At 61.3% G+C, this 22,248-nt stretch carries 21 protein-coding genes and 2 pseudogenes; 10 read left to right on the plus strand and 13 right to left on the minus strand.

The window, feature by feature from the left end; genetic code table 11:
• Positions 1-11: 11 nt before the first annotated feature.
• A pseudogene (locus tag HQ843_RS27350) lies at positions 12-861 on the plus strand (IS481 family transposase); the annotation flags it as partial.
• Here HQ843_RS27350 and HQ843_RS27355 read toward each other — a convergent pair.
• Positions 851-1,231, minus strand: a complete 381-nt coding sequence (locus HQ843_RS27355) for an IS110 family transposase (RefSeq protein WP_180902613.1) — start codon at positions 1,229-1,231, stop codon at positions 851-853. The pseudogene HQ843_RS27350 and the gene HQ843_RS27355 sit on opposite strands and share 11 nt — an antisense overlap.
• Here HQ843_RS27355 and HQ843_RS27360 point away from each other — a divergent pair.
• Positions 1,136-1,666 (plus strand): IS6 family transposase, encoded by a 531-nt coding sequence (locus HQ843_RS27360; protein WP_246710469.1) that lies wholly within the window; start codon positions 1,136-1,138, stop codon positions 1,664-1,666. The two genes, HQ843_RS27355 and HQ843_RS27360, sit on opposite strands and share 96 nt — an antisense overlap.
• An 88-nt stretch (positions 1,667-1,754) precedes the next feature.
• Here HQ843_RS27360 and HQ843_RS27365 read toward each other — a convergent pair whose 3' ends face one another.
• From HQ843_RS27365 to HQ843_RS27390, 6 genes are all read right to left on the minus strand, one after another.
• Positions 1,755-3,425, minus strand: a complete 1,671-nt coding sequence (locus HQ843_RS27365; protein ID WP_180902612.1) for a Na/Pi cotransporter family protein — start codon at positions 3,423-3,425, stop codon at positions 1,755-1,757.
• 77 nt (positions 3,426-3,502) lie between these two features.
• Positions 3,503-4,099, minus strand: a complete 597-nt coding sequence (locus HQ843_RS27370; RefSeq protein ID WP_246710470.1) for a histidine phosphatase family protein — start codon at positions 4,097-4,099, stop codon at positions 3,503-3,505.
• A gap of 11 nt (positions 4,100-4,110) precedes the next feature.
• Positions 4,111-5,208, minus strand: a complete 1,098-nt coding sequence (locus tag HQ843_RS27375; protein WP_180902610.1) for an ABC transporter ATP-binding protein — start codon at positions 5,206-5,208, stop codon at positions 4,111-4,113.
• Positions 5,205-6,950: an ABC transporter permease gene (locus HQ843_RS27380; RefSeq protein WP_180902609.1), complete on the minus strand. Its 1,746-nt coding sequence runs from the start codon at positions 6,948-6,950 to the stop codon at positions 5,205-5,207. The genes HQ843_RS27375 and HQ843_RS27380 overlap by 4 nt, the downstream gene beginning before the upstream one ends.
• A gap of 73 nt (positions 6,951-7,023) precedes the next feature.
• The gene (locus tag HQ843_RS27385) at positions 7,024-8,145 is read right to left on the minus strand and encodes an ABC transporter substrate-binding protein (RefSeq protein WP_180902608.1); all 1,122 of its coding nucleotides are present in this window, start codon (positions 8,143-8,145) and stop codon (positions 7,024-7,026) included.
• 11 nt (positions 8,146-8,156) lie between these two features.
• Entirely contained in the window at positions 8,157-9,005 is an 849-nt protein-coding gene (locus HQ843_RS27390) for a MurR/RpiR family transcriptional regulator (RefSeq protein ID WP_180902607.1), read from the minus strand.
• Positions 9,006-9,208: 203 nt separating this feature from the next.
• Here HQ843_RS27390 and HQ843_RS27395 point away from each other — a divergent pair.
• The 4 genes and pseudogenes from HQ843_RS27395 to HQ843_RS27410 form a co-directional block, all read left to right on the plus strand.
• Positions 9,209-10,456, plus strand: a pseudogene (locus tag HQ843_RS27395) (hypothetical protein); the annotation flags it as partial.
• Positions 10,457-10,503: 47 nt separating this feature from the next.
• Positions 10,504-10,863 carry a type II toxin-antitoxin system RelE/ParE family toxin gene (locus HQ843_RS27400; RefSeq protein ID WP_180902606.1) on the plus strand — a complete coding sequence of 120 codons (360 nt, stop codon included), beginning with the start codon at positions 10,504-10,506 and terminating at the stop codon, positions 10,861-10,863.
• Positions 10,853-11,176, plus strand: a complete 324-nt coding sequence (locus HQ843_RS27405) for a helix-turn-helix domain-containing protein (protein WP_180902605.1) — start codon at positions 10,853-10,855, stop codon at positions 11,174-11,176. Before HQ843_RS27400 ends, HQ843_RS27405 begins: the two co-directional genes overlap by 11 nt.
• 46 nt (positions 11,177-11,222) lie before the next feature.
• Positions 11,223-12,053 (plus strand): DUF3883 domain-containing protein, encoded by an 831-nt coding sequence (locus HQ843_RS27410; RefSeq protein ID WP_180902604.1) that lies wholly within the window; start codon positions 11,223-11,225, stop codon positions 12,051-12,053.
• Between the two features lie 111 nt (positions 12,054-12,164).
• On the opposite strand, the gene HQ843_RS27415 is transcribed toward HQ843_RS27410, so the two are convergent.
• The 3 genes from HQ843_RS27415 to HQ843_RS27425 form a co-directional block, all read right to left on the minus strand.
• On the minus strand, positions 12,165-12,914 hold the full coding sequence (locus tag HQ843_RS27415; RefSeq protein ID WP_180902603.1) for a YoaK family protein: 750 nt from the start codon (positions 12,912-12,914) through the stop codon (positions 12,165-12,167).
• A gap of 187 nt (positions 12,915-13,101) precedes the next feature.
• Entirely contained in the window at positions 13,102-13,788 is a 687-nt protein-coding gene (gene scpB, locus HQ843_RS27420) for an SMC-Scp complex subunit ScpB (RefSeq protein WP_180902602.1), read from the minus strand.
• A gap of 2 nt (positions 13,789-13,790) precedes the next feature.
• Entirely contained in the window at positions 13,791-14,744 is a 954-nt protein-coding gene (locus HQ843_RS27425) for a DUF1403 family protein (RefSeq protein ID WP_180903546.1), read from the minus strand.
• A gap of 146 nt (positions 14,745-14,890) precedes the next feature.
• Here HQ843_RS27425 and HQ843_RS27430 point away from each other — a divergent pair, with 146 nt between their 5' ends.
• The 4 genes from HQ843_RS27430 (at position 14,891) to fic (ending at position 18,228) form a co-directional block, all read left to right on the plus strand.
• Positions 14,891-15,970, plus strand: coding sequence for a tyrosine-type recombinase/integrase (locus tag HQ843_RS27430; RefSeq protein ID WP_180902601.1), 1,080 nt, complete (start codon positions 14,891-14,893; stop codon positions 15,968-15,970).
• A gap of 144 nt (positions 15,971-16,114) precedes the next feature.
• Positions 16,115-16,381, plus strand: a complete 267-nt coding sequence (locus HQ843_RS27435) for a type II toxin-antitoxin system Phd/YefM family antitoxin (RefSeq protein WP_180902600.1) — start codon at positions 16,115-16,117, stop codon at positions 16,379-16,381.
• Positions 16,378-16,800, plus strand: a complete 423-nt coding sequence (locus HQ843_RS27440; RefSeq protein ID WP_180902599.1) for a type II toxin-antitoxin system VapC family toxin — start codon at positions 16,378-16,380, stop codon at positions 16,798-16,800. Before HQ843_RS27435 ends, HQ843_RS27440 begins: the two co-directional genes overlap by 4 nt.
• 333 nt (positions 16,801-17,133) lie before the next feature.
• A complete protein-coding gene (fic, locus tag HQ843_RS27445) occupies positions 17,134-18,228 on the plus strand; it encodes a protein adenylyltransferase Fic (RefSeq protein ID WP_180902598.1) in 1,095 nt (364 codons plus the stop codon).
• A 200-nt stretch (positions 18,229-18,428) separates the two neighbouring features.
• Here fic and repC read toward each other — a convergent pair whose 3' ends face one another.
• The 3 genes from repC to repA all read right to left on the minus strand — a co-directional run bounded on the left by repC (position 18,429) and on the right by repA (position 22,169).
• Positions 18,429-19,745 (minus strand): plasmid replication protein RepC, encoded by a 1,317-nt coding sequence (repC, locus tag HQ843_RS27450; RefSeq protein ID WP_180902597.1) that lies wholly within the window; start codon positions 19,743-19,745, stop codon positions 18,429-18,431.
• Positions 19,746-19,950: 205 nt separating this feature from the next.
• Positions 19,951-20,955, minus strand: coding sequence for a plasmid partitioning protein RepB (repB, locus tag HQ843_RS27455; RefSeq protein ID WP_180902596.1), 1,005 nt, complete (start codon positions 20,953-20,955; stop codon positions 19,951-19,953).
• Positions 20,952-22,169 carry a plasmid partitioning protein RepA gene (gene repA / locus HQ843_RS27460; RefSeq protein WP_180902595.1) on the minus strand — a complete coding sequence of 406 codons (1,218 nt, stop codon included), beginning with the start codon at positions 22,167-22,169 and terminating at the stop codon, positions 20,952-20,954. Before repA ends, repB begins: the two co-directional genes overlap by 4 nt.
• Positions 22,170-22,248: the final 79 nt, after the last annotated feature.

Consider the following 22,248-nt stretch of genomic DNA (forward strand, 5'->3'; position numbering starts at 1 on the left):
AAGGAAGCACTATGGGACAAGTTCTGCATGGCAGCGCCACTACGACAGAGGCAACCCGTCGAGCAATACAGCATAGTCAAGAGAGCCTGAGGGTGTTGGCGGATCGATATGGGATCAATCCCAAGACGGTCGCCAAATGGAAAAAGCGTGGAAGCGTTCTGGACCGCAAGACCGGGCCAAAGCAGCCACATTCAACGGTTCTCTCGCTCGATGAGGAAGCGATCATCGTCGCTTTTCGGCGCCTACGCTTCTGCCGCTCGACGATTGTCTTTATGCCCTGCAACCAACCATCCCGCATTTGACGCGCTCGTCATTGCATCGCTGCCTGCAGCGACATGGGATTTCCCGCTTGCCCGAGGTGGATGGCGACAAGCCCAAAACAAAGAAGTTCAAAAGCTACCCCATCGGCTATTTCCACATCGACATTGCCGAGGTGCACACTGCTGAAGGCAAGCTCTAGAGTTTGTCAGGGAAAAGTGGAATCCGGTTTTCCCGAAAAGACAAACGAAAACAAATAAATCTAGAGTCTGTCTGGTTCGACTTGAACCTGACAGACTCTAGATGTTCGTGGCTATTGATCGGACGTCCAAGTTCGCCTTTGCCCGGTTGGTCAAAAAGGCTGGAAAGATGGCGGCTGCTCAGTTCCTGCGCGATCTGATCGCTGCCGTTCCCTACCGCATCCACACCATACTGACCGACAATGGCATCCAGTTCACCAATCGCAAACGCGATGTCCATGCCTTCGAGCACATCTTCGATCGGGTTTGCGATGACAATGGCATCGAGCATCGGTTGACCAAGGTGAAGCATCCCTGGACGAACGGTCAGGTGGAACGGATGAACCTCACCATCAAGGAGTCAGGGCAAGCGTTTGGGTCTTGATGCGGTTAAGCAGCCGTGTACGGTCCTTGACGAGAGCGGTGCGCTCGATCTGCAGTTCCTTGAGTTCATGCGCGGTTTCGTCCATAGGCCGGTCTGGCTGAAGGTCAAAGGCTTGTCCCATCTGCGCCAGCATGCGCGCATCGACGCGATCGGTCTTGGCGCGGCTGCCGCGCGCCTGGGCAAACCGGCGCGCCTGCAGCGGGTTGACCTTAACGAGCGGAAGGCGGGAGGCGAGAGTACACTCAAAAGCGCCGTGATAAGGGCCGATCGCCTCATAGACGATCCGGCTGACAGGGCTATCGCCAAGCCATCGCTGCAGGTCGTCATCTCCATTGGCGGCAAGAAGCACTGGCTGTGGAGGGCTGTTGATCAGGATGGCTTCGTTCTCGACGTGCTGGTACAGAGCCGCCGCAACACCAATTCTGCCAAACGTCTGATGCGAAAGCTTCTGAAAGGACAGGGGAATTCACCACGCGTCATGATCACCGACAAGCTGCGATCCTATGGTGCCGCAAAACGCGACATCATGCCCGGCATCGAGCACCGCTCCCACAAAGGGCTGAACAATCGGGCTGAGAACTCTCATCAACCTACACGACGGCGAGAGCGGATCATGAAGGGCTTCACGTCAGCCCGACATCTCCAGCGTTTCGTCTCCATCCATGACCCCGTCGCCAACCTCTTTCACATTCCACGCCACGACATTCCATCCGATCATCACCGCGAACTCCGAGCCGCCGCCATGCAGATGTGGAACGAGATCGCACGCCTGCAAACCGCATAAGCGAAAGCGCAGGGCGAGATCTTTGGCCGGAGCCCATTAAGTTTACAGTGCCAGGCGGAAATCCAGTTAAAGAAACGCCCAAAACTGTTCAGGTGAACCGGGCCTCTTCACTGATTCTACTGTCTCTGAGAAGTCCTGCGGCGGAGACCACCGGATAGCCTGAGGACGCGACATGCGAATTGATTCGGTGCAGGTCGTGCACGATGTCGACAAAAATGGTGACGGAGATGGCAGCCGGATTGGCGTGTGGTTGCGAAAGCGACAGATAGGTCTCGACGATCTCGTTCTCGGCAGCGCGAAAGCGATCCTTCTGACGGGCGAGTTCGGCGGCGGTTTCGATATCGGATGCCGTCAAAGCCGGGGCTAGAAGGCGCAGCGAATCCCCGATAATCCCCGTTAGTCGGTCGATCTCGCCATCCTGCGCGCCGTCGAACACAACGCCCATGCGGATTTTCGTCGTGATCCGGCGTGACAGGTTTCGCTTGATAACATCGCCGGCATGGGCGAGGTTGCTGACGCAGTTCATGACTACAAAGGCGTGCCGCGCATCTGCCGATGACGCATCGGCAAGGGCACCCAGATAATTATTTACAGAACCGGCATAGGTCTCAAGCAGGTCGTGCGCTTCGTTCACTTGTCGAAAGCCTTCGAGCCGCCCGCTGCGCAACGCAGCGATCGCAAGCTGCAGCATCCGCTCGACGATTTCGGCCATGCGTAACGTTTCGACCGAAGCGTTGGACAGTACCTGTTGTGGGCTGATAACCGCTTCGATATTGAGGTAGCGCGGCGGACCGATGGGATCGGCGGGCTGCTCGCCATCAGGCATCATGCGCTCGGCCGCGCCGAGAACCAGCGGCGCCAACGGCACGAAGATCACCGCCACAACCAGATTGAAAGCCAGGTGCGCGCCCGCCAACAGCGTCATGCCATGAAGCCCGCTCGCGCCGGCCAGAACACGCAGTTCCGGCAGCAGCAACAGGCCGGCAATGGCAACCAGGCCGCGCGCCGCCAGATTGGCGACCGGCAGGCGCCGCGCGGGCGGAGGTTGATCAAGCGAAGCCGTCACCGCCGGCAGTCCCGCGCCGAGATTGAGCCCCAGAACGAAGGGCAGAGCCTGCCCAGCCTCAAGGCTTCCGGTCAGCACGAAGGACGTGAACATCAGCAGAATCGCAAGCGAGGAATGGACAAGCCAGGTCAGAAGCGCCGCGATCAGGAACGCCAGAAAGGGCTCGGCGGCCAAGGCCTGGATTAGTTCATGAAACAGCGTTGCCTCGCGCAGCGGGTCGGCTGCCCCCACCACAAGCCTCAGCGCAAACAGCATCATGCCAAGGCCCAGCAAAACGCGGCCAAGCGCGCGCCGCCGGAACTCAGTGGAGAAAGAGAAGATGACATAACCGGCAAACAACGCCACCGGCGCCAGAAGTGCTGTATAGCCCGATCCGGACGCAAGCACTGCCGCAATCAGGGCCGAGCCGACATCCGCTCCCAGAACCACCACCAGTCCAGTCAGCGGTGTCATCGTCGCCCCGGCCACCAGGCCCGTGACGATCAGGACCATTGCCGTCGAACTGCCGAGGACCGCCGTCAGGGCCACGCCGCTGCCAAAGGCGCGCAGGCGACTGCGCAGCTGTCGCTCCAGAAATATTCTGAGCTGGTCGCCCCAGCCCCGCACCACGCCGGTACGCACCATCCGCACACCCCAGAGCAGAAGCGAAATGCCCCCCAGCAATTCGATAATGACAACGGTACTGACCGACATCGCGGCGCCTCCTTGTTTTGCCACTCACGGCCCTGCTCCCGGCAGCCCGGGTCAGAACCATGATTTTCACCGAAGGATCAATCTGGAACGGCTTCTGCGCTCTCAGGCGCGAAAAGACCCAGGTTGTAGCCCTCCAGCTTCACGTCACCGCCGAAGGGATCATCGAACTGCAGCATGGTTGCCGTACCCGGTGTGACCGGCACAATCCGTGCCTGCGGCAATTCCAGAAATGCCGACAACGCCGCCCGGATCACTCCGCTATGGACAACCGCCAGCAGGTCGCCATCGGCGCGCGCCAGCCAATCGCGCAGTGCCTCCTCGACCCGTGCGCGGAAGTTCTGCCATCGTTCGCCGCCTTTCGGATGATGCGTACCGGCGCGCCATGCCCAGTATTCCCGCGGATATTTGGCGATCAGATCGGGTTTGCTGTGTCCGGTCCACTCCCCCATGTTCAGTTCCCGCAGCCGAGCGTCGGCGGGGGCATCGGGAAACCCGATCAGCGCCACCGTTTCGCGGCAGCGACCAAGATCGGAGGACACCACCGCCTTGGGACCCAACTCCTGAAGCAAGTGGCGAAATGCCAGCGCCTGTTCCCGACCGCGCGCCGAAAGCGGCGCATTGTCGTGACCTTGCAAGCGCTGTTCGGCATTCCAGATGGTTTCGCCGTGACGCATCATTATCAGTCTCATTGCTGAATCCTTATGCCCTCGGCGTTGAAGACCGCATCAGGGTCGCGCAGGAAACAAAGAGCGACCTCAGCCCCCGGTTCGGCACGGAAGAAACCATCCACCATGGCAGTCACCCGCAGGTCCCCGACCAGGCAGGTAACCATGCTTTGCCCGGCGATGGGGGCCGATTCCGCATAACGTGCCCTGACTGTGGGTCTCCCCTCGCGCGCGCCAATGGTAATATCCTGCGCGCGATAGAGAAGCTGCGCCTCTTCCAGCCCCGGCGCCAGCGTGGAGCTTGCCAGCGCCATTTCGAGAAAGGCAAGCGCGTCGCCCTCCCGTTTGACAGGGATAAGGTTCCCGGCGGGCGTGCCGAGAAAGGTGGCAACAAAAGTCGTCTGTGGTTTCAGCAGCAATTCGTCAGGCGGGCCGAACTGCTCCACCCGCCCGTCCTTCAGCACCGCGACATGGGTCGCCATGGTCATCGCCTCGACCTGATCGTGCGTCACATAAACCGATGTCGCTTTGGTGGCGCGGTGAATGCGCATCAGCTCGCTGCGCATGTCGACGCGAAGCTTTGCATCCAGATTGGACAATGGCTCGTCCAGAAGCAGAATGCCAGGTCGCGGGCCAATGGTCCGGGCAATGGCAACACGCTGTTGCTGGCCGCCGGAAATTTCCGCTGGATAGCGATGGCGCAGGGCCTCGATATCGAGGAATCGCAGCACCTCTTCTATGCGTTTCGACCGGTCCGCTTTCGACCAGCCGGCGACCTTCAGCGGCCAGTCGATATTGCCCTCTACCGTCTTGTGCGGCCAGAGCGCATAGCTCTGGAACACCAGACCGGTATCGCGGGCGCTGGCATTGGTCACCACCCCGCCCTTGCCGTTGGAGACCACCTTGCCCCCGAAGGTGATCTCGCCATCGGTCGGCGGTTCCAGCCCGGCGAGCATTCTGAGCAGCGTGGACTTGCCACAGCCCGATGGCCCGACAAGGACCAGGAACGAACCCGGAGGAACGCTGATATTGACATCATCGACCGCCGTATGCCCTCCGAAGCGTTTGGTAAGATGACGAAGGTCGATGGCGGGGGTGACGGGGTTTTGCATGGTCATGCCGTTTTCCATCCCTGAATCCTGTTTTGCAGAATGTGAACCAGTGCCGAGGCAATCAAGCAGATCACCAGAATGACCAGCGTGATGGCATTGGCGAATTGCATGAAGCCGAGCCCGGCGTAGTTGAAAGCCATCATGCTCAGCACCGGCGTGGTGGAGCTGAACAGCAACACGACCAGCGACAGGTCGCGAACGATCTTGATGAAGACCAGTATTCCACCGGCAAAGACACCGCGTATGGCAAGCGGCAGCACGATCTCGACCATCCGGCGGACCGGACCGGCGCCCGTCAGCCGTGCGCTTTCCTCGATATCGTGCGAGATCTGGCTGAGCACGGCGCGCCCCGACTGGACCGCATAGGGCAGAAGGTTCGTGGTCGCTGCCAGCACCAGCAGGATGAAGGTGCCGTAAAGCGCGGGAATCGGCCCGAGGGAAGTTCCATACATCGCGATATAGGCAGCCGCCAGCGCGATTGACGGAATGAATAGCGGCAGAAAGGCCAGCTGACTCAGAAGATTGCCGAGAAACGTGCCCTTATGCCGCACGATCGTGTGCGCAATGATCAGCCCCAACACCATTGCGGCCGCGGCAACCGACAGCCCCAGGCGCAACGTCGTCCAGACCGCATCCATGAGCATCGGATTGCGGAACAGGCCGGCCTGCCCCTGCGCGATCTGCGGATCGGCCGCGCCGATCCAGAAATGCAGGGTCCAGTTGCTGAACAGACCGGAAGAGGATTCCGCCATGCTGGAGGCGAACAGGACGATGACCGGAATGATCGTGGTCATCACGCCGAGCGCCGTGGCAAGGGTAAACAGCGGCCAGCGCCAGGCGCCAAGCGCAAATCTCTTGGTGCGTGCGCCCTTGCCAGTGACGGTGACAAAAGCCTTGCGCCCGGACACCAGCCTGTCGCTGAAGTAGAGCAGCGCCGCCGCAGCGGCGATCAGCAGCAGGGCGAGGACATAGCCCCGTTCGATATTGCCGGTCTGAACCATGCCGTAGATGCGGGTCGACAGCGTCTGCATCCTGACCGGCGCGCCCAACAGCGCGGGCGCGGCGAAGTTCGACACCGCTCCGGCGAATGTCAGCATCCCGCCTGAGACCAGAGCCGGCGTCACCACCGGCAGGACGATCCCGAACAGGATACGTCCGCGCCGCGCGCCGGCCATCTCGGCGGCTTCGATCAGATCCGCGCCGACCGAACTCAGCGCGGCTGCGATCATGGTATAGGCCAGCGAATAATAATGCGCGACCAGAACGATCAGCGTTGGCAGGATGCCCCACGCCAGCCAGTCGGGAATTTCGATCCCGACAGCGGTGAAATAGCCCGGCTGACCGCCAAGACGCTCGTTTCGGAACAATGTTCCCCAGGCCAGCGCGGCAGCGAAGCTCGGGATCATGAAGGGCAGCGTCGAAAGGATGCCGAGAAAGCGTCGTCCCGGCACATCGGTCAACACCACGAGCCAGGCAAGAAAGCCGCCGAGCAGAAGGCAACCCGCAGCAACGCCTGCGCCCAGCAGCATCGTGTTACCGATCGGACGCCACAACAGGTTTTTGGAAAGCGGACTGGCGACAACCGCCCGCCATGCTTCCAGTCCCTCCGGGGTCAGCGACAGCATGATAATCCGCAACAACGGCACAATGATCAGGATCGCCGCGATGCAGACCATGACCAGCGGCACAAAACGGTGCGACTGGAGAACCCGGTGAAGCGCACCAGGCCGAATGACATTCGCAGTCATTGCTCAAGTCCTTGAAAAGGTGGGGTATGTCCAGGAAAACTGCCCGGACATGGGCCCTGATATGACGGAGCTGCTACTGCAGCATGATGACCAGGTCGAGAATCCGGGCGCGCATGACGCCGGTCGCTGTCGGGTCCATCCGCCAAAGGTTCAACTCATCGAGCGGAACGGCATCAGGGTGATCGGCAATGGTGCGCCGCGCAGCATAGTCGCCCTGCACATAGAAGGGTTCGAAGCCCGGTCCGCCCGACGGCGTGTCATCCCCCATCATGAAGTCGATCAGCAGACGTGCCGCCGCTGGATGGGGAGCATTTTTCGCGATCGCGAGCACTGCCGGGAATAGAATGCCCGCCGAAGGCACCGTCTCATTCGAGATCTGCAAGGCCCAGCCTTCGGCTTCGTTGTCGCGAGCCGCCGAATAGGTAGTGAAACCGACCGAAGGGTCAGTGGCGTTGATGTCGCCGATCGCCGCGCGCAGGGTGGTGCTGTCATTGACCAGCACCAGGTCATTGTTGAACAGATCGGCGATGAACTGCTCGCCGGCGCCATTGAACATGCCGTCAACCTCGATCGGCTTGCCGAACTGGGCCTCATAGGCCTCGGCTATCTCGTCGGGATGAAGGGCGATCTCGGTAAGCAGGTCCAGAACCTCTCCGCGCGCGGCCGGATCCTCCATCAGCACCTTGCCGCGCCATTCCGGCGTGGTCAGTTGCCAAAGGTTGGTGATCGGCGATCCATCGGGATAGGCCGCCTCGTTATACATAAGCGCGCGCGTCGAAAGCCGGTGGGTGATCAGATCGCGCCGGAACTCCTCGGGCACGTCATCAAGCACTCGGGGCGGAATGTAGCCTTCGACCATGCCGGCGGGTACAAGGTCGCGCAGGACCAGGGGCGCTTCGGACAGGTAAAGCACATCGACCGCGAATATGCCCGCCCGCTGCTCGGCATCCAGGCGCGCGATCTGACGCGTGGAATTGAGGTCAATTCCAATCAGGTCGATGCCTGGATAGGCCTCTTCGAAACTGGCTTCCACGCGTGCAATCCGGCTGGACAGCGAAAACACCGTGACGCTACCCTCCTCCTTGGCAATCTCGTAAAGCTCCTGCGGCGTCATCGTATCGAAATCCTGCGCCATGGCCGGAGCAGCAGCCAGCAATGACGCGCCCAGAAGGGCGCATGTCAGATAACGTCTCATTGTTTTCCTCCTCAAGGTTTGTCGAAGTCTTCAAAAAGCCTCGACAGTTTTTCCAACGCCCCTATCGTGTCCTCCTCATGCCGTGCGGCCATCGTCAGCAGGATCGAGCTGACAATGACAAACGGCACGGTCGGGGTCTGGAATTCGCTGCCCGAACGCCCGCGTGGCGCTGCAAGCACATGATCCGGTTCCGGCACCATCACCAGACCGGACAGATCAGCAATCAGGACGGAACGCGCGCCGGTATCACGCACATGCCGCATCATCGGCGCATAGGTCGATGGCTGTTTGCGGAAGGCGAGCGCAACCACAATGTCTTCGGACGACATCGAGACCAGCCGCTCGGCCACGTCGCGTCCGCGCCCGGTCAGCACAATGGTGGGCTTGCCGAAGCGTTCCAGCCTGCGCGACAGGAACTGCGCCAGCGACAGCGCATGGCCCTGCGCGAAAACAAAGACCTTGCGCGCTGCAAATATCGCGTCGGCGACGACATCAATGGCGGGCTGAGCGATCAACGCATCCAGGTTCTGCAGCGCCGTTACCTCAGAAGCGATCAGTTCGGAAAGATGATTGCCCTCACCTGCCGCGCGCACCGAACGCCGCATCCGCAAAGCCGCGTCCGGCGCATTCATCATTTCCTCCTGAAGGACGCGGCGAAGTTCGGGAAAGCCCTTGTAGCCGAGCTTCTGCGCCAGCCGCGTCGGCGCCGCGCCGTGAACGTCGATCCGTTCAGCAAACTGCGGCCCCGAAAGAAAGACAAGCTCCTCGCGCCGATCCAACAACGCGCTGACCATCTTTTGGTCCGTTTCGGTGAGCTTCTCCGCCGATCGGGAAAGGCGGGTAAGGAAATCTGACGGCATGAAAAATTCCTTTCTACTTATATAAAGAAAGAAAGTTTTCATTCTGTCAAGCGGCAATCCGGGCGCGGGCCGACATTTGCCGCCTGCTGGAGGTCAAGCCTTCCCGGGGGCAGTGTCAATAAGTCTGGTGTTGGAACCCCACTCACTTCAAAAATTACAAATACTTATAGTGCCGATCGGCGTCGAAGCAGTCGAGGAGGCACTTGCACGGCATCGGTTTGCAACGCAACAGAGTCTGGGGCGAGGAAACGGCATCGCAGAAGATCGAACATCTCGGCCTGATGTTCGGGGCGCTTGCCGCCTCCCCTGCCGGCATAGTGAAAGGCCGTGGCGTTCCGCTCAGCCAGCTGACATTCGGTCTGCTGATCTTCCCCGGCGTCTGGGACTGGTATCTGCAATTGCGAGAGCAGCGCCGTGGCTTCTAAACCAAATGGGAAGAAGACATGCTGATGGTCGCGCAATCCCTCACCCGCTCGGAGGTGGGCTGGATCCGGCAGCATCCCGAACGCTTGCAGAACGTTCGCCCGATCGAAGGCTTGATTGCGCCGGAGGAGATCGCGTTTGCCTCTCGAGACTGGCATGGCGCCTGCGATGCATTCCACCGACATGCCGGCTACCGCTCAAAAGAAATCCAGCGGGTGATGCGTGTGCATCGCAATCCCTTCGAGCCGATCATGGTCGTCCTTGAGGCAAACAGCCCATTGTCGGAATATCGCAAGATCACCGACGAAATTTTGAAACGCATGCCGGACGAGGACCGCTATCCGCGCGCGGCTGCGGAGGCGGTGCGGTCATTCCTGCTGCTTCGTCTCGGTCTACATCTGGGGCTTCGGCAGAAGAACCTTCGCCAGCTTCGCGTCTGCCCGCGCGGCCAGTTCCCGACGTCCGAGCGAAGGCTGGAAGATATGAAATGCGGCGAGTTGCGCTGGAGCGATAGAGAAGGTGGATGGGAAGTGCTCATCCCATCTGTAGCCTTCAAGAATTCCGGTTCGTCCTTCTTCGAGCAAAAGCCATTCCGGCTGATCCTCCCGGACTTGCTCGATCTTTACAAATACCTCGAGGCCTATATCGATCGTCACCGCGGCGTGCTGCTCGGATCGGCAGACGATCCCGGTACCCTGTTTGTCAAAACCGTGAAGACGACCAGCAGGCAGGCAACGTACGGCTCCACCACGTTCTATGAAGCCTGGCGCACGGTGATACACCGTTATGGGATCTATAATCCCTATACCGGTCGCGGCGCCATCAAGGGGTTGCTGCCGCACGGTCCCCTTAATCTTCGCGACATTCTGGCAACCCATATCCTCAAACAGACCGGATCTTACGAACAGGCAAGCTACGCGATCCAGGACACGCCGGATGTCGTGCAACAGCACTATGGCCGCTTCCTGCCGCAGGACAAGGCAGCGCTTGCCGCCCGAATTCTGAATCAGGTATGGGAGGCGGCATAGCACCTTTTCAACCTTGAGAAACATAGCACTAGGTGCTATATAGACAGATGTCAGAACGAGTATTCAAAACAGCCTGGTTCGCAAAGGCGGCAAAGAAGGCGCGGATTTCCGATAAGGCTCTGTCGAAGGCAATCCATCAGGTTGCCCTTGGCCAGGCCGACGATCTCGGCGGCGGCGTCTTCAAGAAGCGGCTCAACGAAAACATGCATCGGTCCATCGTTCTGGCAAAGGCCGGTGAGTTCTGGGTGTTCGCCTATCTCTTCGCCAAGAAGGACCGGGCGAATATTGATGACGACGAGCTTGCGGCCTTCCGGAAGCTCGCGGAGCTTTACCGTCGCAAGACGCCTGCTGACCTCGAGACGGAACTCGGGATCGGCGCCCTGCTGGAGATAGATCATGGCGACTAAGCGCAAGTTCAAGAGCGATGCCTTCGAGGCGATCCACAGTGCGGTAGAAGGCATGGCAGCGGCCGGGACCATCGACAAGGAAACGATGCGGACCTTCGATGAGGACTGCCTCGCGATCCTGCAGGAACTGACGCCTGACGCGATCAAGGCGCTGCGCGAGCACAATCATGTCAGCCAGCCGGTCTTCGCCCGTTATCTCAACACGAGCCAATCGACGGTGCAGAAATGGGAAACCGGCGCCAAGCGGCCGAGCGGGCCGGCGCTCAAGCTCCTGTCGCTGGTGCAGAAGCATGGGCTGCAGATGCTCGGCTGACGGGATTCGCCGTGACAAAGCAGTTTTGCCATCATAGCCTGGCGTTATGAACGCTGAGCATTGGTCCGATCCGGAAAACGACGCAATCGTCGCCGTCTACTTCGACATGCTGAAGGATGAGCTGGCGGGTCGTGCCTATAACAAGGCGATGAACAACCGGCGTCTGCAGCAGTCTCTTGGCCGGTCCAAAGGCTCGATCGAGTTCAAGAACTGCAACATCTCGGCCGCGCTGATCGGATTCGGGCTTCCTTACATCGGCGGCTACCAACCCCGCTTCAATTTTCAGATGGCGCTGGCGGAAGCCGTTTCGCGATGGCTTGCCAGGAACCCGATGTCCGAGACGGTGAGCGCAGCCGAAATGCATCCGGGTTTCGCGGAAGCCCCACCCCTGTTCTTCGGCGTGCCGCCGACAATGCAGAATGCGCCACCTCCGGCCGAACTGTCACAGATCGAGGCAATCGCGCGCAGATTTGACGTGGCTGGAAGGGACGAGCGAAACCGCTCGCTTGGCAAAGCCGGCGAAGAGCGCGTTTTCCATCACGAACGCGCCCATCTTGCGGCCTCGGGGCGGAGGGATCTGGCGGCGAAGGTCCGCTGGGTGTCCGAGGAGGACGGTGATGGCGCAGGCTACGATATTGCCAGTTTCGCGCCCGATGGATTGCCACGACAGATCGAGGTGAAAACGACGAATGGATGGGTGCGCACGCCTTTCTATATCTCGAGAAACGAACTGGAGGTCGCAGAGGCCCGTCGCCATGAATGGAGCCTGGTGCGTCTGTTCGACTTTTCCCGGAACGCCCGCGCGTTCGAACTCCGGCCGCCACTCGAAGCCCATGTTTCGTTGACGGCGACCCAGTCTCAGGCGGCTTTCAACTGAAGGCGGGTTCGGAATGGCAGTTGTGATGATGGGGCAAGGCGTCGCCCGAGCCATCCGGCGACAGCACCACGCCTCCTCGCTTTCCGCCGCCGCAGGCTCAGTCCTTCGGCGTCATGCCGCTCTTCGGCCGACCAGCCCGAACAGCAACGCGATGACGATGACCGCGATCACGGCGGCCGGCAGGGCGATCGAGACGACAAGCGGCGCGTGGATGACCGTCAATGCCCCGGCGAAGGCCCCGACCAGAACACTGAGCAATGTCGCCACCGGTGCCACCGCCTCGCGCCAGCGCGCCCGCCCGGCGATCGCATCGGCCACCTTCCCCGCCAGTGTCACCAATATCCCGCTCAGATACGTGCGGACCTCGAAATCCATGTGACCGCTGAACGCATGGTTGATCATGCCCATCGCCGCCGCCAGAGCCACCAGCGTCAGATATGCGGAGCCGCCCATCTCCAGATTAACCGCCGAGGCACCGAGCACGCCTGCAACCAGCGCCAGCGACGCCGGATCGCGCCGCGCTTCGCCCGCATTGACCAAGCGACCAACAACGCCGCCTGCGAAGAAGGCGAGAACCGCACCGGCAATTTTCAAAGATGTCGCACCGTTGCCACTCACGGCTTCGGTCACGATTTTGGTCAGGTTGCCGCTCATGAAAGAGGAGAACATCTGGATCGAGGACAGCAAGGCGAGATATCCGACCGCATCGACCCACCCGGCAACGGCGTTGAGGATCAACGATACAAGACCTTGCGGTACCGAGAGGCGCGCGATCTGCCGTTTCACGCCAGCATCCCGCCCGCGGGTTTCGGAATTCTCCGGCATCGAAATGTCCCGACTGTTTTGCTCTTCATCGAACACCGAAAAGTCCGCCTGACTATTTCTTATAACCTGCTCTCCAGGAAGTCGACGTCTAGAAGCTGGCCATGTTCAGGTGTTCGTCCTGCTTTGATCGATTGGCATATTGCCGTGATGCGAATACGGCATCATCCCGCCCGTCTCGCGCCTTCCTGATAATGTCAGCTATCTGTCTCACTTGGCAACAGCCCTATTCCTCCTCGCCCTCGACCACGGCCACCATCGCCTCCGCCTGGACGGCGGCTCTGCTGAGCAGGCCGGCATCCTCCAGCGCCGCGATATCCGGCAGGTCGCGCAGCGTTTCCATGCCGAACGCCGAGAGGAAATGCTTCGTGGTCACATAGGTATAGGGCGCGCCGGGCGTCGGGCTGCGGGGGCCGGAGGCGATGAGGGCGGCGTTGCGCAGGGATGCGATGGTGTCGCGGCTGACCTCGCGGCCGAAGATATCCGACAATGCACTGCGGGTGATGGGCTGGAAATAACCGATGGCCATCAGCACCATGGATTCGAATTCGGAGAGTGCCGCGCCCCCGCCCCGGGTCGGCGCTGCGGAGGCGCGGATCGCGTCGGCGTAGGCGGGACGGCTTCGGTGTTGCCAGCCGCCGGCGACCGACACCAGTTCGTAGGGCCGGCCGCTGAGCTCCTGCCGGAGATCGTCGATCAGGAGGTCGATGCTGCAGTCCTTGCCGACGACGCGGGCAAGCGTCTCGCGGGTGACCGGCTCGGCCGAGGCGAAGATCACCGCCTCAACCCGGAGCATCCATTCGCGCCAGCGCAGTTCCGGCGGGAACTGATCCAGTTCACGATCAAAGAGGCGTTCGTCACCCTCGCTCTTTTCCGTCCGCCGTTTGCTGCGTGTTGCACTGGAACTGGCCATCGTCAAAGCCCATAGATGCGGAAGGCGGAACGGCCCGACAATTCGCGCACGGCCCCGAAACCTTCGAGTCGTTCAAACAGACGCATCGCGGCCCAGCGCGAGAGGTTGCGGCCGGACGCTGACGCCGGCATGGCATCCTCGTCCAGCAACGCCTGAATGACCGGGCCCGCGCCCTTGGTCCGCACCTTCGGCGCCACGGTCACAAGAACATCCGCCCGACGCGCGATCACATCTGCCGCGCGCAATGCACTGCCTGCCCCGTCGGCGAGCGCGAGGCAGACAGCGCGGGCAAAGCCCGGTTCCCCCGGCCGCACGCGCCCCCTGCCCCCGAGCGTCTTGAAGGCCGGGCCGGAGCGTTCCGCCATCATCAGCGGCACGAGCCGATCCCATTTCAGCAGGGTGGCGATCATCATGTCGGCCATTGCCCAGGCCAAAGGTTCGGCATCCGGACGGACGGGGAGGATCGCGGTCACGAGGTCGGCCACGACGAAGGGGACGGCGCGTCCGGACCGGAGCGCTGTATCTGCCAGCTCCGGGACGGCGGCAAGGTGGTCGTCGAAGGCAAGCCCCATGAGGTCGGCGAGATCTTCGACCTGCTTTGCAGAAAAACCCGGTTTTCGGGCGGCGAGTCTTTTGTAGGCCAAGACCATTTTTCCTGCGGGGCCAGGGTCGTCGCCGGCGACCGTCAGCAGAACGGCATCGCGCAGCGCCGCTTCGTCTTCGTTGCGACCGGTCAGACGAACGGCGGCGGTGGCGCATTTCAGGGCCTGCCGTTCGCGCCAGCAGCCGCCCCAGACCGGTTCCGATCGAACGAGATCATCGATGGATTTCAAGGCGATACCGGCAGAGAAGGCGGCATCGGCTTCGGTGACATCGCCCCCGCGCGGGCGGGCCCAACCCGGCAGGGGCGCGGTTGGCGTGAGGGTGTTGGCTTGTGTGGCGGCGTGCGAATCCATGGCGACGAGGCTACACGAGACGTGCGGTTAATGCCAGTGAAATCGGCATAAACCGCACAGCTTGTCTTTTCACTATTATAATCGATAATCTTGCATTATCATTCATAATGCTCATTATAGAGAAAAACCCCATTCTGAGGCCCTCGATGCCCGAAAACGACGCCGATCCGCACGCCAGCCCATCCCTCAGCACGGAGGCTGACGATGTATTGGAGCCTTCCGGGTCGTCGGGCGCAGTAACGGGGCACCTGGCGCCGCTGGTCGAACGCGCCCGCGGTTACGTCGAGGCCGCAAGCTCGGCCAATACGCGGCGCGCCTACGGCGCCGACTGGGCGCATTTTTCAAGCTGGTGCCGACGCAAGGGGCTTGCGCCCCTTCCCCCCGATGCGCAGACCGTCGGGCTCTACATCACGGCGCTGGCCTCGGGGGAAGCCGCGCCCCGGGCAAAGCCGAGCGCGGTTTCCACCATCGAACGGCGGCTTTCGGCGATCACGTGGAACTATACGCAGCGCGGCCTCACGCTTGATCGCCGCGACCGCCATATTGCCACGGTGCTTGCCGGCATCCGCAATCGTCATGCAGCACCCCCGCGCCAGAAGGAGGCGATCCTGCCCGAAGAGCTGATCGCCATGGTCGAAACGCTCAATCGGGGAACGCTGCGCGGCCTGCGCGACCGCGCCATGCTGCTTGCGGGCTTTGCCGGCGGCCTGCGCCGGTCGGAAATCGTCGCGCTCGATTGCGGCCGCGACCAGAGCGAGGATGGCGGCGGCTGGATCGAGATCTTCGACAAGGGCCTGCTGGTGACGCTGCGCGGCAAGACCGGCTGGCGCGAAGTCGAGATCGGCCGCGGCTCCTCCGAACTCACCTGCCCTGTCGCGGCGATAGAGACCTGGCTGAAACTCGCCAGGATCGGCCATGGCCCCCTGTTCCGCCGCGTCACCGGCAAGGGCAAGACCGTCGGACCCGAACGGCTGAAGGACCAGGAGATCGCCCGTCTCGTCAAGAAAGCCGTGCTTGCCGCCGGCATTCGCGGCGAGCTGCCTGAGGCCGAACGGGTGAAACTGTTCTCCGGTCACTCATTGCGCGCCGGCCTTGCCTCCTCGGCCGAGGTCGACGAACGGTACGTCCAGAAACAACTCGGCCATGCATCGGCCGAAATGACAAGGCGCTATCAGCGCAGGCGTGATCGGTTCCGCGTTAACCTGACAAAGGCGGCCGGGCTGTAGAGCACCTCCAGTCACGTGGATACCGGTTCGCCGTCCATGAAACGCCGAACCGCGCCTAACGCCTCCCCTGCCCTGGCCCCACTTGCCGATCATCGGGCAACGAATTATATAGTCATCATAGTCATTATGGTCAGGAGGCGCGCAATGCAGCCCGTATCGCACGATGAAAAGAACTGGACGGTCGCCAAGGCAAAGGCCAAGCTTTCAGAAGTGATCGAGCGTGCGCAATCCACGCCACAGACGATTACGCGCAACGGCAAGCCTAGCGTCGTAGTGGTTTCCGCTGAAGAATGGCAGCGGAAGGTCGCGCGCAAGGGGACCCTGGCCGAGTTTCTTCTGGCGTCCCCGCTGCGTGGAGCCGAGCTTGATCTCAACCGTCAGGACGACGAACCGCGTGATCTGTCGCTGTGAACCTCCTGCTCGACACCAATGTTCTGTCGGAAGTGACAAAGCCGCGCCCGGAAGGCCGCGTTCTTCTATGGCTGGATGGCCTCGATGAAGACCGTTGCTTTATCAGTGTGGTTTCGCTTGCCGAAATTCGTCGCGGTGTTGCACTCATGGACGACGGGCGAAAGCGCGACGCTCTGGCCGAATGGCTTGCCCACGATCTGCCGCAACGTTTCGAGCATCGCGTCTTTGCGGTCGACGAACGTGTGGCTCTCGCCTGGGGTGACCTGATGGGCGAAGCAAAACGGCGCGGACGCGGCATGTCGTCAATGGATGGTTTGATCGCAGCCACGGCAATGGCATATGACCTCGTTCTTGCGACACGCAACGTCAAAGACTTCGAAGGCTTCGGTATGGATCTCATCGATCCATGGGCCGCGTGAGGTGCAGTTCAAATTTCAGGCGATATTGCCAACGACGACAGAAGAGGTGAACCTCTTTGCTCCCTATGGCTTGTCGAAAAATCACGCCGGCATTCTTCCGATCCGCGCCGGTAGCAACGGCACTCGTCCGTAGCTGCCACTCCGGATCAGATCCCCAAGTCTTCAAGGCACGCCCACAAATGATCGGTTATCCGGATCTTCCCTATCTGAAAGTCGGGTTTGCGGCGAAAGTTATATGTCGAGAGAATTCGTTTTCAGCGACAGGTTTTTCTGATATGTCGATGTCGGCGACATGTCCGGCGGGATTTGTCGATCAGAACAGGATTTCACGACATGTCGTTTCGCCCGGACACGCCCTATAACGCGCTTCCCGCTCTTCCCCCGCGCGACGACGTGGAGACCAGGGCGGTGCTCAAGGCCTGCATCGCAGCGCGGGCGGCGCTGGCCGAGCTGCGGGTTTCCGGCCAACTGATCCCCAATCAATCGGTCCTCATCAACTCCATACCGCTGCTGGAGGCGCAGGCGAGTTCGGAGATCGAGAACATCGTCACCACGGCCGACCGGCTGTTCCGCTTCGCCAACGAGCCGGCCGACCGCGCCGATCCCGCCACCAAGGAAGCGCTGCGCTATCGCACCGCCCTCAATGAGGGGTTTCAGTCGCTGCAACACCGGCCGGTCTCGACATCGACCGCCGTCGCCGTCTGCCGCAGGATCAAGGGCGTCGACCTCAACATCCGCACGACGCCCGGAACGGCGCTGATGAACGAGGCGACGGGCGCCGTCATCTACACGCCGCCGGAAGGCCAGGACCTGCTGCGCGACAAGCTCGCCAACTGGGAACGCTATATCCACGAGGCCGAAGAGATCGATCCGCTGATCCGGCTGGCCGTCATGCATTACCAGTTCGAGGCGATCCATCCCTTCATCGACGGCAATGGCCGTACCGGCCGTATTCTCAATCTTCTCTATCTGGTCGACAAGGGCCTGCTGGATATCCCGGTGCTTTACCTCAGCCGCTACATTATCGGCCACAAGCGCGCCTATTACGACCGGCTGCTGGCCGTGACCACCAACGGCGCATGGGAGGAATGGATCCTCTACATGCTGCAGGCCGTGCGCGAGACGGCGGTCTGGTCGACGGCGCGCATCCGCGCCATCCGCGATCTGCTCGACCAGACTGCCGCACGCATCCGCAGCGACCTTCCGAAGATCTATTCGCGCGAACTGGCCGAGGTGATCTTCGTCAATCCGTATTGCCGGATCGGCGATCTTGTGAAGGCCGGCATCGCCAAGCGCCAGGCGGCTTCCGTCTATCTGAAGGCGCTGACCGAGACCGGGCTGTTGCAGGAAGTGAAGGCGGGGCGCGAGAACCTCTACATCAATCCGGCCCTGCTCTCGCTTCTCAGTGACCGGACGCCGGACGGGTGATGGTCCTTGAGGTCGCCCTCCAAATTTTAATAAAAACAATGACTTATATAGAATCTGCGATCTTCCCTGACCGAGATGGCCGAACGCGGCCTCGGCATCATCACCCTGCCGCGAAGCATGGCGACCGAAGCCCGGCTTCAGGAACTGGACGTCGGGATCGAGCTGCCGTCCATGAATTTCGCCGCAACGCTCCGACCATCTCATGATCGCGGCCTTTTCAGGGATCGGCTGAGGGCGTCCGAGGCGGTCCAGCCGGGATCGCCCGTCCCCTGGTTTTCGGCCGCAGCCGTTCGGGGGCCGCCGTCCGGCTTTCCGGCCTCGATCCTCGCTCTGAGCAGCGCCATCACCATCGGCCAGACCGAAAACTGGCCGTCGCGGGCCCGGTCGGTGAGATTGCGCAGATAGCCGCCGGGGCTGACGATCTCGTCGCCGCGCTGGTAGATCGCGGCAAGGGTGATCGCGGCCTGTTTGTCACCCATCACCTCGGCTGCCTCGCGCCAGGCGCTGGGGCTCACGCCCAGCATCGGTCGGGCGATTTCGGCAATGCCCACGAACTCCCGCCAGTGGCGGATCGACCCGCCCTTTGCCAGATCCCGCCAGCCTTCACAGGCATCCAGCACCAGTGCCAGCGGCATCTCGCGCTTCGGCAGGCTGTGCAGGTTGTCGGTTTCATCGACGCTGCCGCTCGTTTCTGATTTATTTCCTGAGCCATATTTAGATTCAAATTGGGAGTCTGGGTTTGAATTCTGTTTGTGGCGCTCAGCATGAGACTCATTGGCGTCCGTTTTTTGTGAATTTACGTGAAATTCCAATGTGTCACGCACTTCCTCATGCAGCAGCGCCAGCGCATCGCAGATATCCTCGGCCATCGTCAGATCCGGCGAACGCGGCAGCCGGTCGATGATCTCGCGATAAACCCGGTTCATCGTCGTCCAGTCGCCCGGAACGCCCTCCTCCAGCCCGGCCTCGATCATCTTGACGATATCCCGGCGCAACAGCGTCAGTCGTTCACGCGCGCATTTCAACGCCAGACGCTCCTCAGCGATCGTCGCGGCCATTGCTTCGAACTCGGCTGCCCTAGCCACAAGCGGCGACAGGTCGAAGCCATAGGCCTGCTCGACCTGCCCTCCCCTGCCCTTTCTGGCAAAGCGCTTGCCGTTTGGACTGTCGCGCCGGATGATCAGGCCGCACGCGACCAGGACCGCCAGATGGCGGCGCAGCGTCGCTGGCGAAATGCCGTTTGCCCGCGCGATCAGTTGTTCGTTGGAGGGCCAGACGACGAAGCCGGTCTCCTCCGACAGCTCGTTTTCGGGATAGAAGGTCAAAAGCGCGTTCAAGATCGCAAGGCCGCGATCGCTCGCCCCGAGCGCCACCCGCGCCTCGCGCACGGTATGAAACAGTTTCCACTTGTTGAGCCGCACCCCTTTCGGGGCCTGCCGCGCAACGGATTGGCTTGCCAACATCGCAAGCGACATCGGCCGCCGCCCGAAGGGCGTCGTGGTCATCGCATTTTCCATGGTTTCACCTTTCAAAAAGGCAAAAGAAATCACCCCTGCAGCACATCAAATGCGCCACAGCCTCTTGACGGGAACTTCCGGAAATGCGAATCAGTAGGTGCTAAGAACTTATCGGCTTCCGGACGCTTGTCGTTTGGGGGCCTTTTCTTTTGTCTGTTTCTCTCCTTTTTACCGTTTCGAGTGTCGCCCGCCGGGCATCGCTGTTCTAATCTCTGCGATTCGCGCCGGTGGTTGATGAAAAATATTCCTCGGCAAGCGCATCCATCCGGTCGGAAAGCCATTCGGCGAAACCGGATTCCTGACTTGCGATCGATATCGTGGTGCCGGATGCGCCGGTGGCGATCCGGCCCAGGCTCCTGCCATTGCTCACCAATTCGCGCACGGACTTTTCCGGTCGACTGTCTTCGCCGCCACGCGCGGCCCTGACCGCCAGGTCGATGCGCCGTGCCGCATCGGCAGACTGGAAGGACTGATTTTCGAGTATGGAGCGGATGCGGGCCGCCGTTTCATCCCCGCCTTTCAGACAGATTTCCGCAAGCGCCATCCATTTCGGCCGGCCGACGCCCTTGGCCCGGCCGATCGCGAAAATGATGTCGCGGGGTATGGCATTGGCCACTTTCAGCATCAGCGAGATCGGCGTCTTGGAAAGGCCGAGCACCGGCTCGATCGCGACGCTCGAAAAACCGGCCTCGCGCAACTGCGCCGCCCACAGCGCCTGCTCGATCCAGGTGAGGTTCTCGCGCACGCCGTTTTCGAGCGATTGCTCCACCAGCAGTTCGCGGTCATCGAGCGGACGGACATAGGCGCGGATCGTCACCTCGGCCGGCACTCTGCTTTCGGCGGCCAGCAGCCGGATCGCGGCAAGCCGGCGATGGCCGTAGGCGAGCTGATAGCGCCCTTCGGCCTCGGGGTGAGGCCGGACCAGAACCGGCATTTTCTGCCCTTCCGCCCGGATCGACGCGGCAAGGCTCTCGATCTCCTCGCCCGCCTCGCCATCGCTTTCGAAACGGTCGCGATAGGGCGAGGCGTCGATCTTCGCCGGATCCAGCACGATGCTGCTCGATTCCGACAGCGTGTTGAGCGCCTTGCCGACATTGCTGACCACGGATGAACCGCGCCGCGAACGCGAAAGCGGCGAGGGGACCGGCTGTTCCGGCCCCTTCTCGTCGCTGTTGGCCTCCGCCATCATCTTCAGGATGTTCTTTTTCATGATGCCCTGCCCCACACCGCCCGAAGCAGCGTCAGAATTTCGCCGTTGACATTGTCGGCGCTTTCGATCGCGCGCTTCAGGGCCTCGCGGCCGACCTCGCCGCTTTCCAGCTCGTAAAGCGATTTCTTGGCAACGCCGGCGCCGGCGATCGCGGTCGATTCGATAGCCTCATAGACCAGCACGTCATTTTCAAACAGCCGCCGCATCACGCCCGACATGTATTTCTGCGGGCCGTCATTGGGATTGACCCGGGTCATCAGGAATTTCAGGAAATCATGGTCGAAACGGGCGCCGAACTGGGCGAGCGTGTCGGCAAGATCGGAAATCATGATCAGAAACTGGTTGCAGGAGGCAACGTCGAGCATCGCCGGATGAACCGTGACGATCAGGCCGGTCGCCGCATAAAGCGCCGCAAGCGTCGCATAGCCGAGCGATGGCGGCGTATCGATCACCACGAAATCATAATCGTCTTCGACCGAGGCGATCGCTTTCTTCAGCCGCTCGAAGAACAGGCCGAGCTCATCGCGCTCGCGCTGGGCGAGATAGGCCGGCGTATCGAACTCGAAATCCATCAGCTCCAGATTGCCCGGAACGAGATCGATGCCGGGAAAATAGCTCTTGCGGATGACGTCGGCGAGCGTTCTGCGCTCATTGTCATAGCGCAGCGCCGCATAGACGGTTTCATTCTCGCCGACGTCGAACTCCGGCTGCAGCCCGAAGATCGAGGTCATCGATGCCTGCGGATCGAGATCGATGCACAGCACACGGTAGCCTTGCAGCGCCAGATAATGCGACAGGTGGATCGAGGTCGTGGTCTTGGAACTGCCGCCCTTGAAATTGGCAGTGGCGACGACCTGGAGCTTCTCCCCTTGCCTGCGGCGCGGCCACAGGCGAAGCGCATCGTCCGGACGCCGGGCGGCCAGAAACTGCCTGAGCTCGCCGAGCTGTTCGACCTGGTAGATGCGCCGGTTATTATCCGCGCGCGAGGGCTGCGGCCCCTTGCCATCGATGGTCATCGCCCGCAATGTGCTTTCGGGCACATCGAGCAGCTTGACGAGATCAAGGGTCGAGAACGTGCGGGTGTACTGCTTGCGCGCCTCCGGCGGATAGATGCGGTGGCGCATCGACTGCAGCTCGGCGGACAGACGTTCGGTGTAATCCTCGATCTTTGCCGCTGTGTCGCCGATCGCGGTATATGCGGCTGTTTCGGTCATCTGACGGTTTCCTGTCCGAATTCGCTTCATTTGCGTCAACGCTGCATGACTCGTTCCGATTCTGCAAGGGATTTTTAGT

Source organism: Martelella sp. NC20 (genome assembly GCF_013459645.1).
Lineage (GTDB): Bacteria > Pseudomonadota > Alphaproteobacteria > Rhizobiales > Rhizobiaceae > Martelella.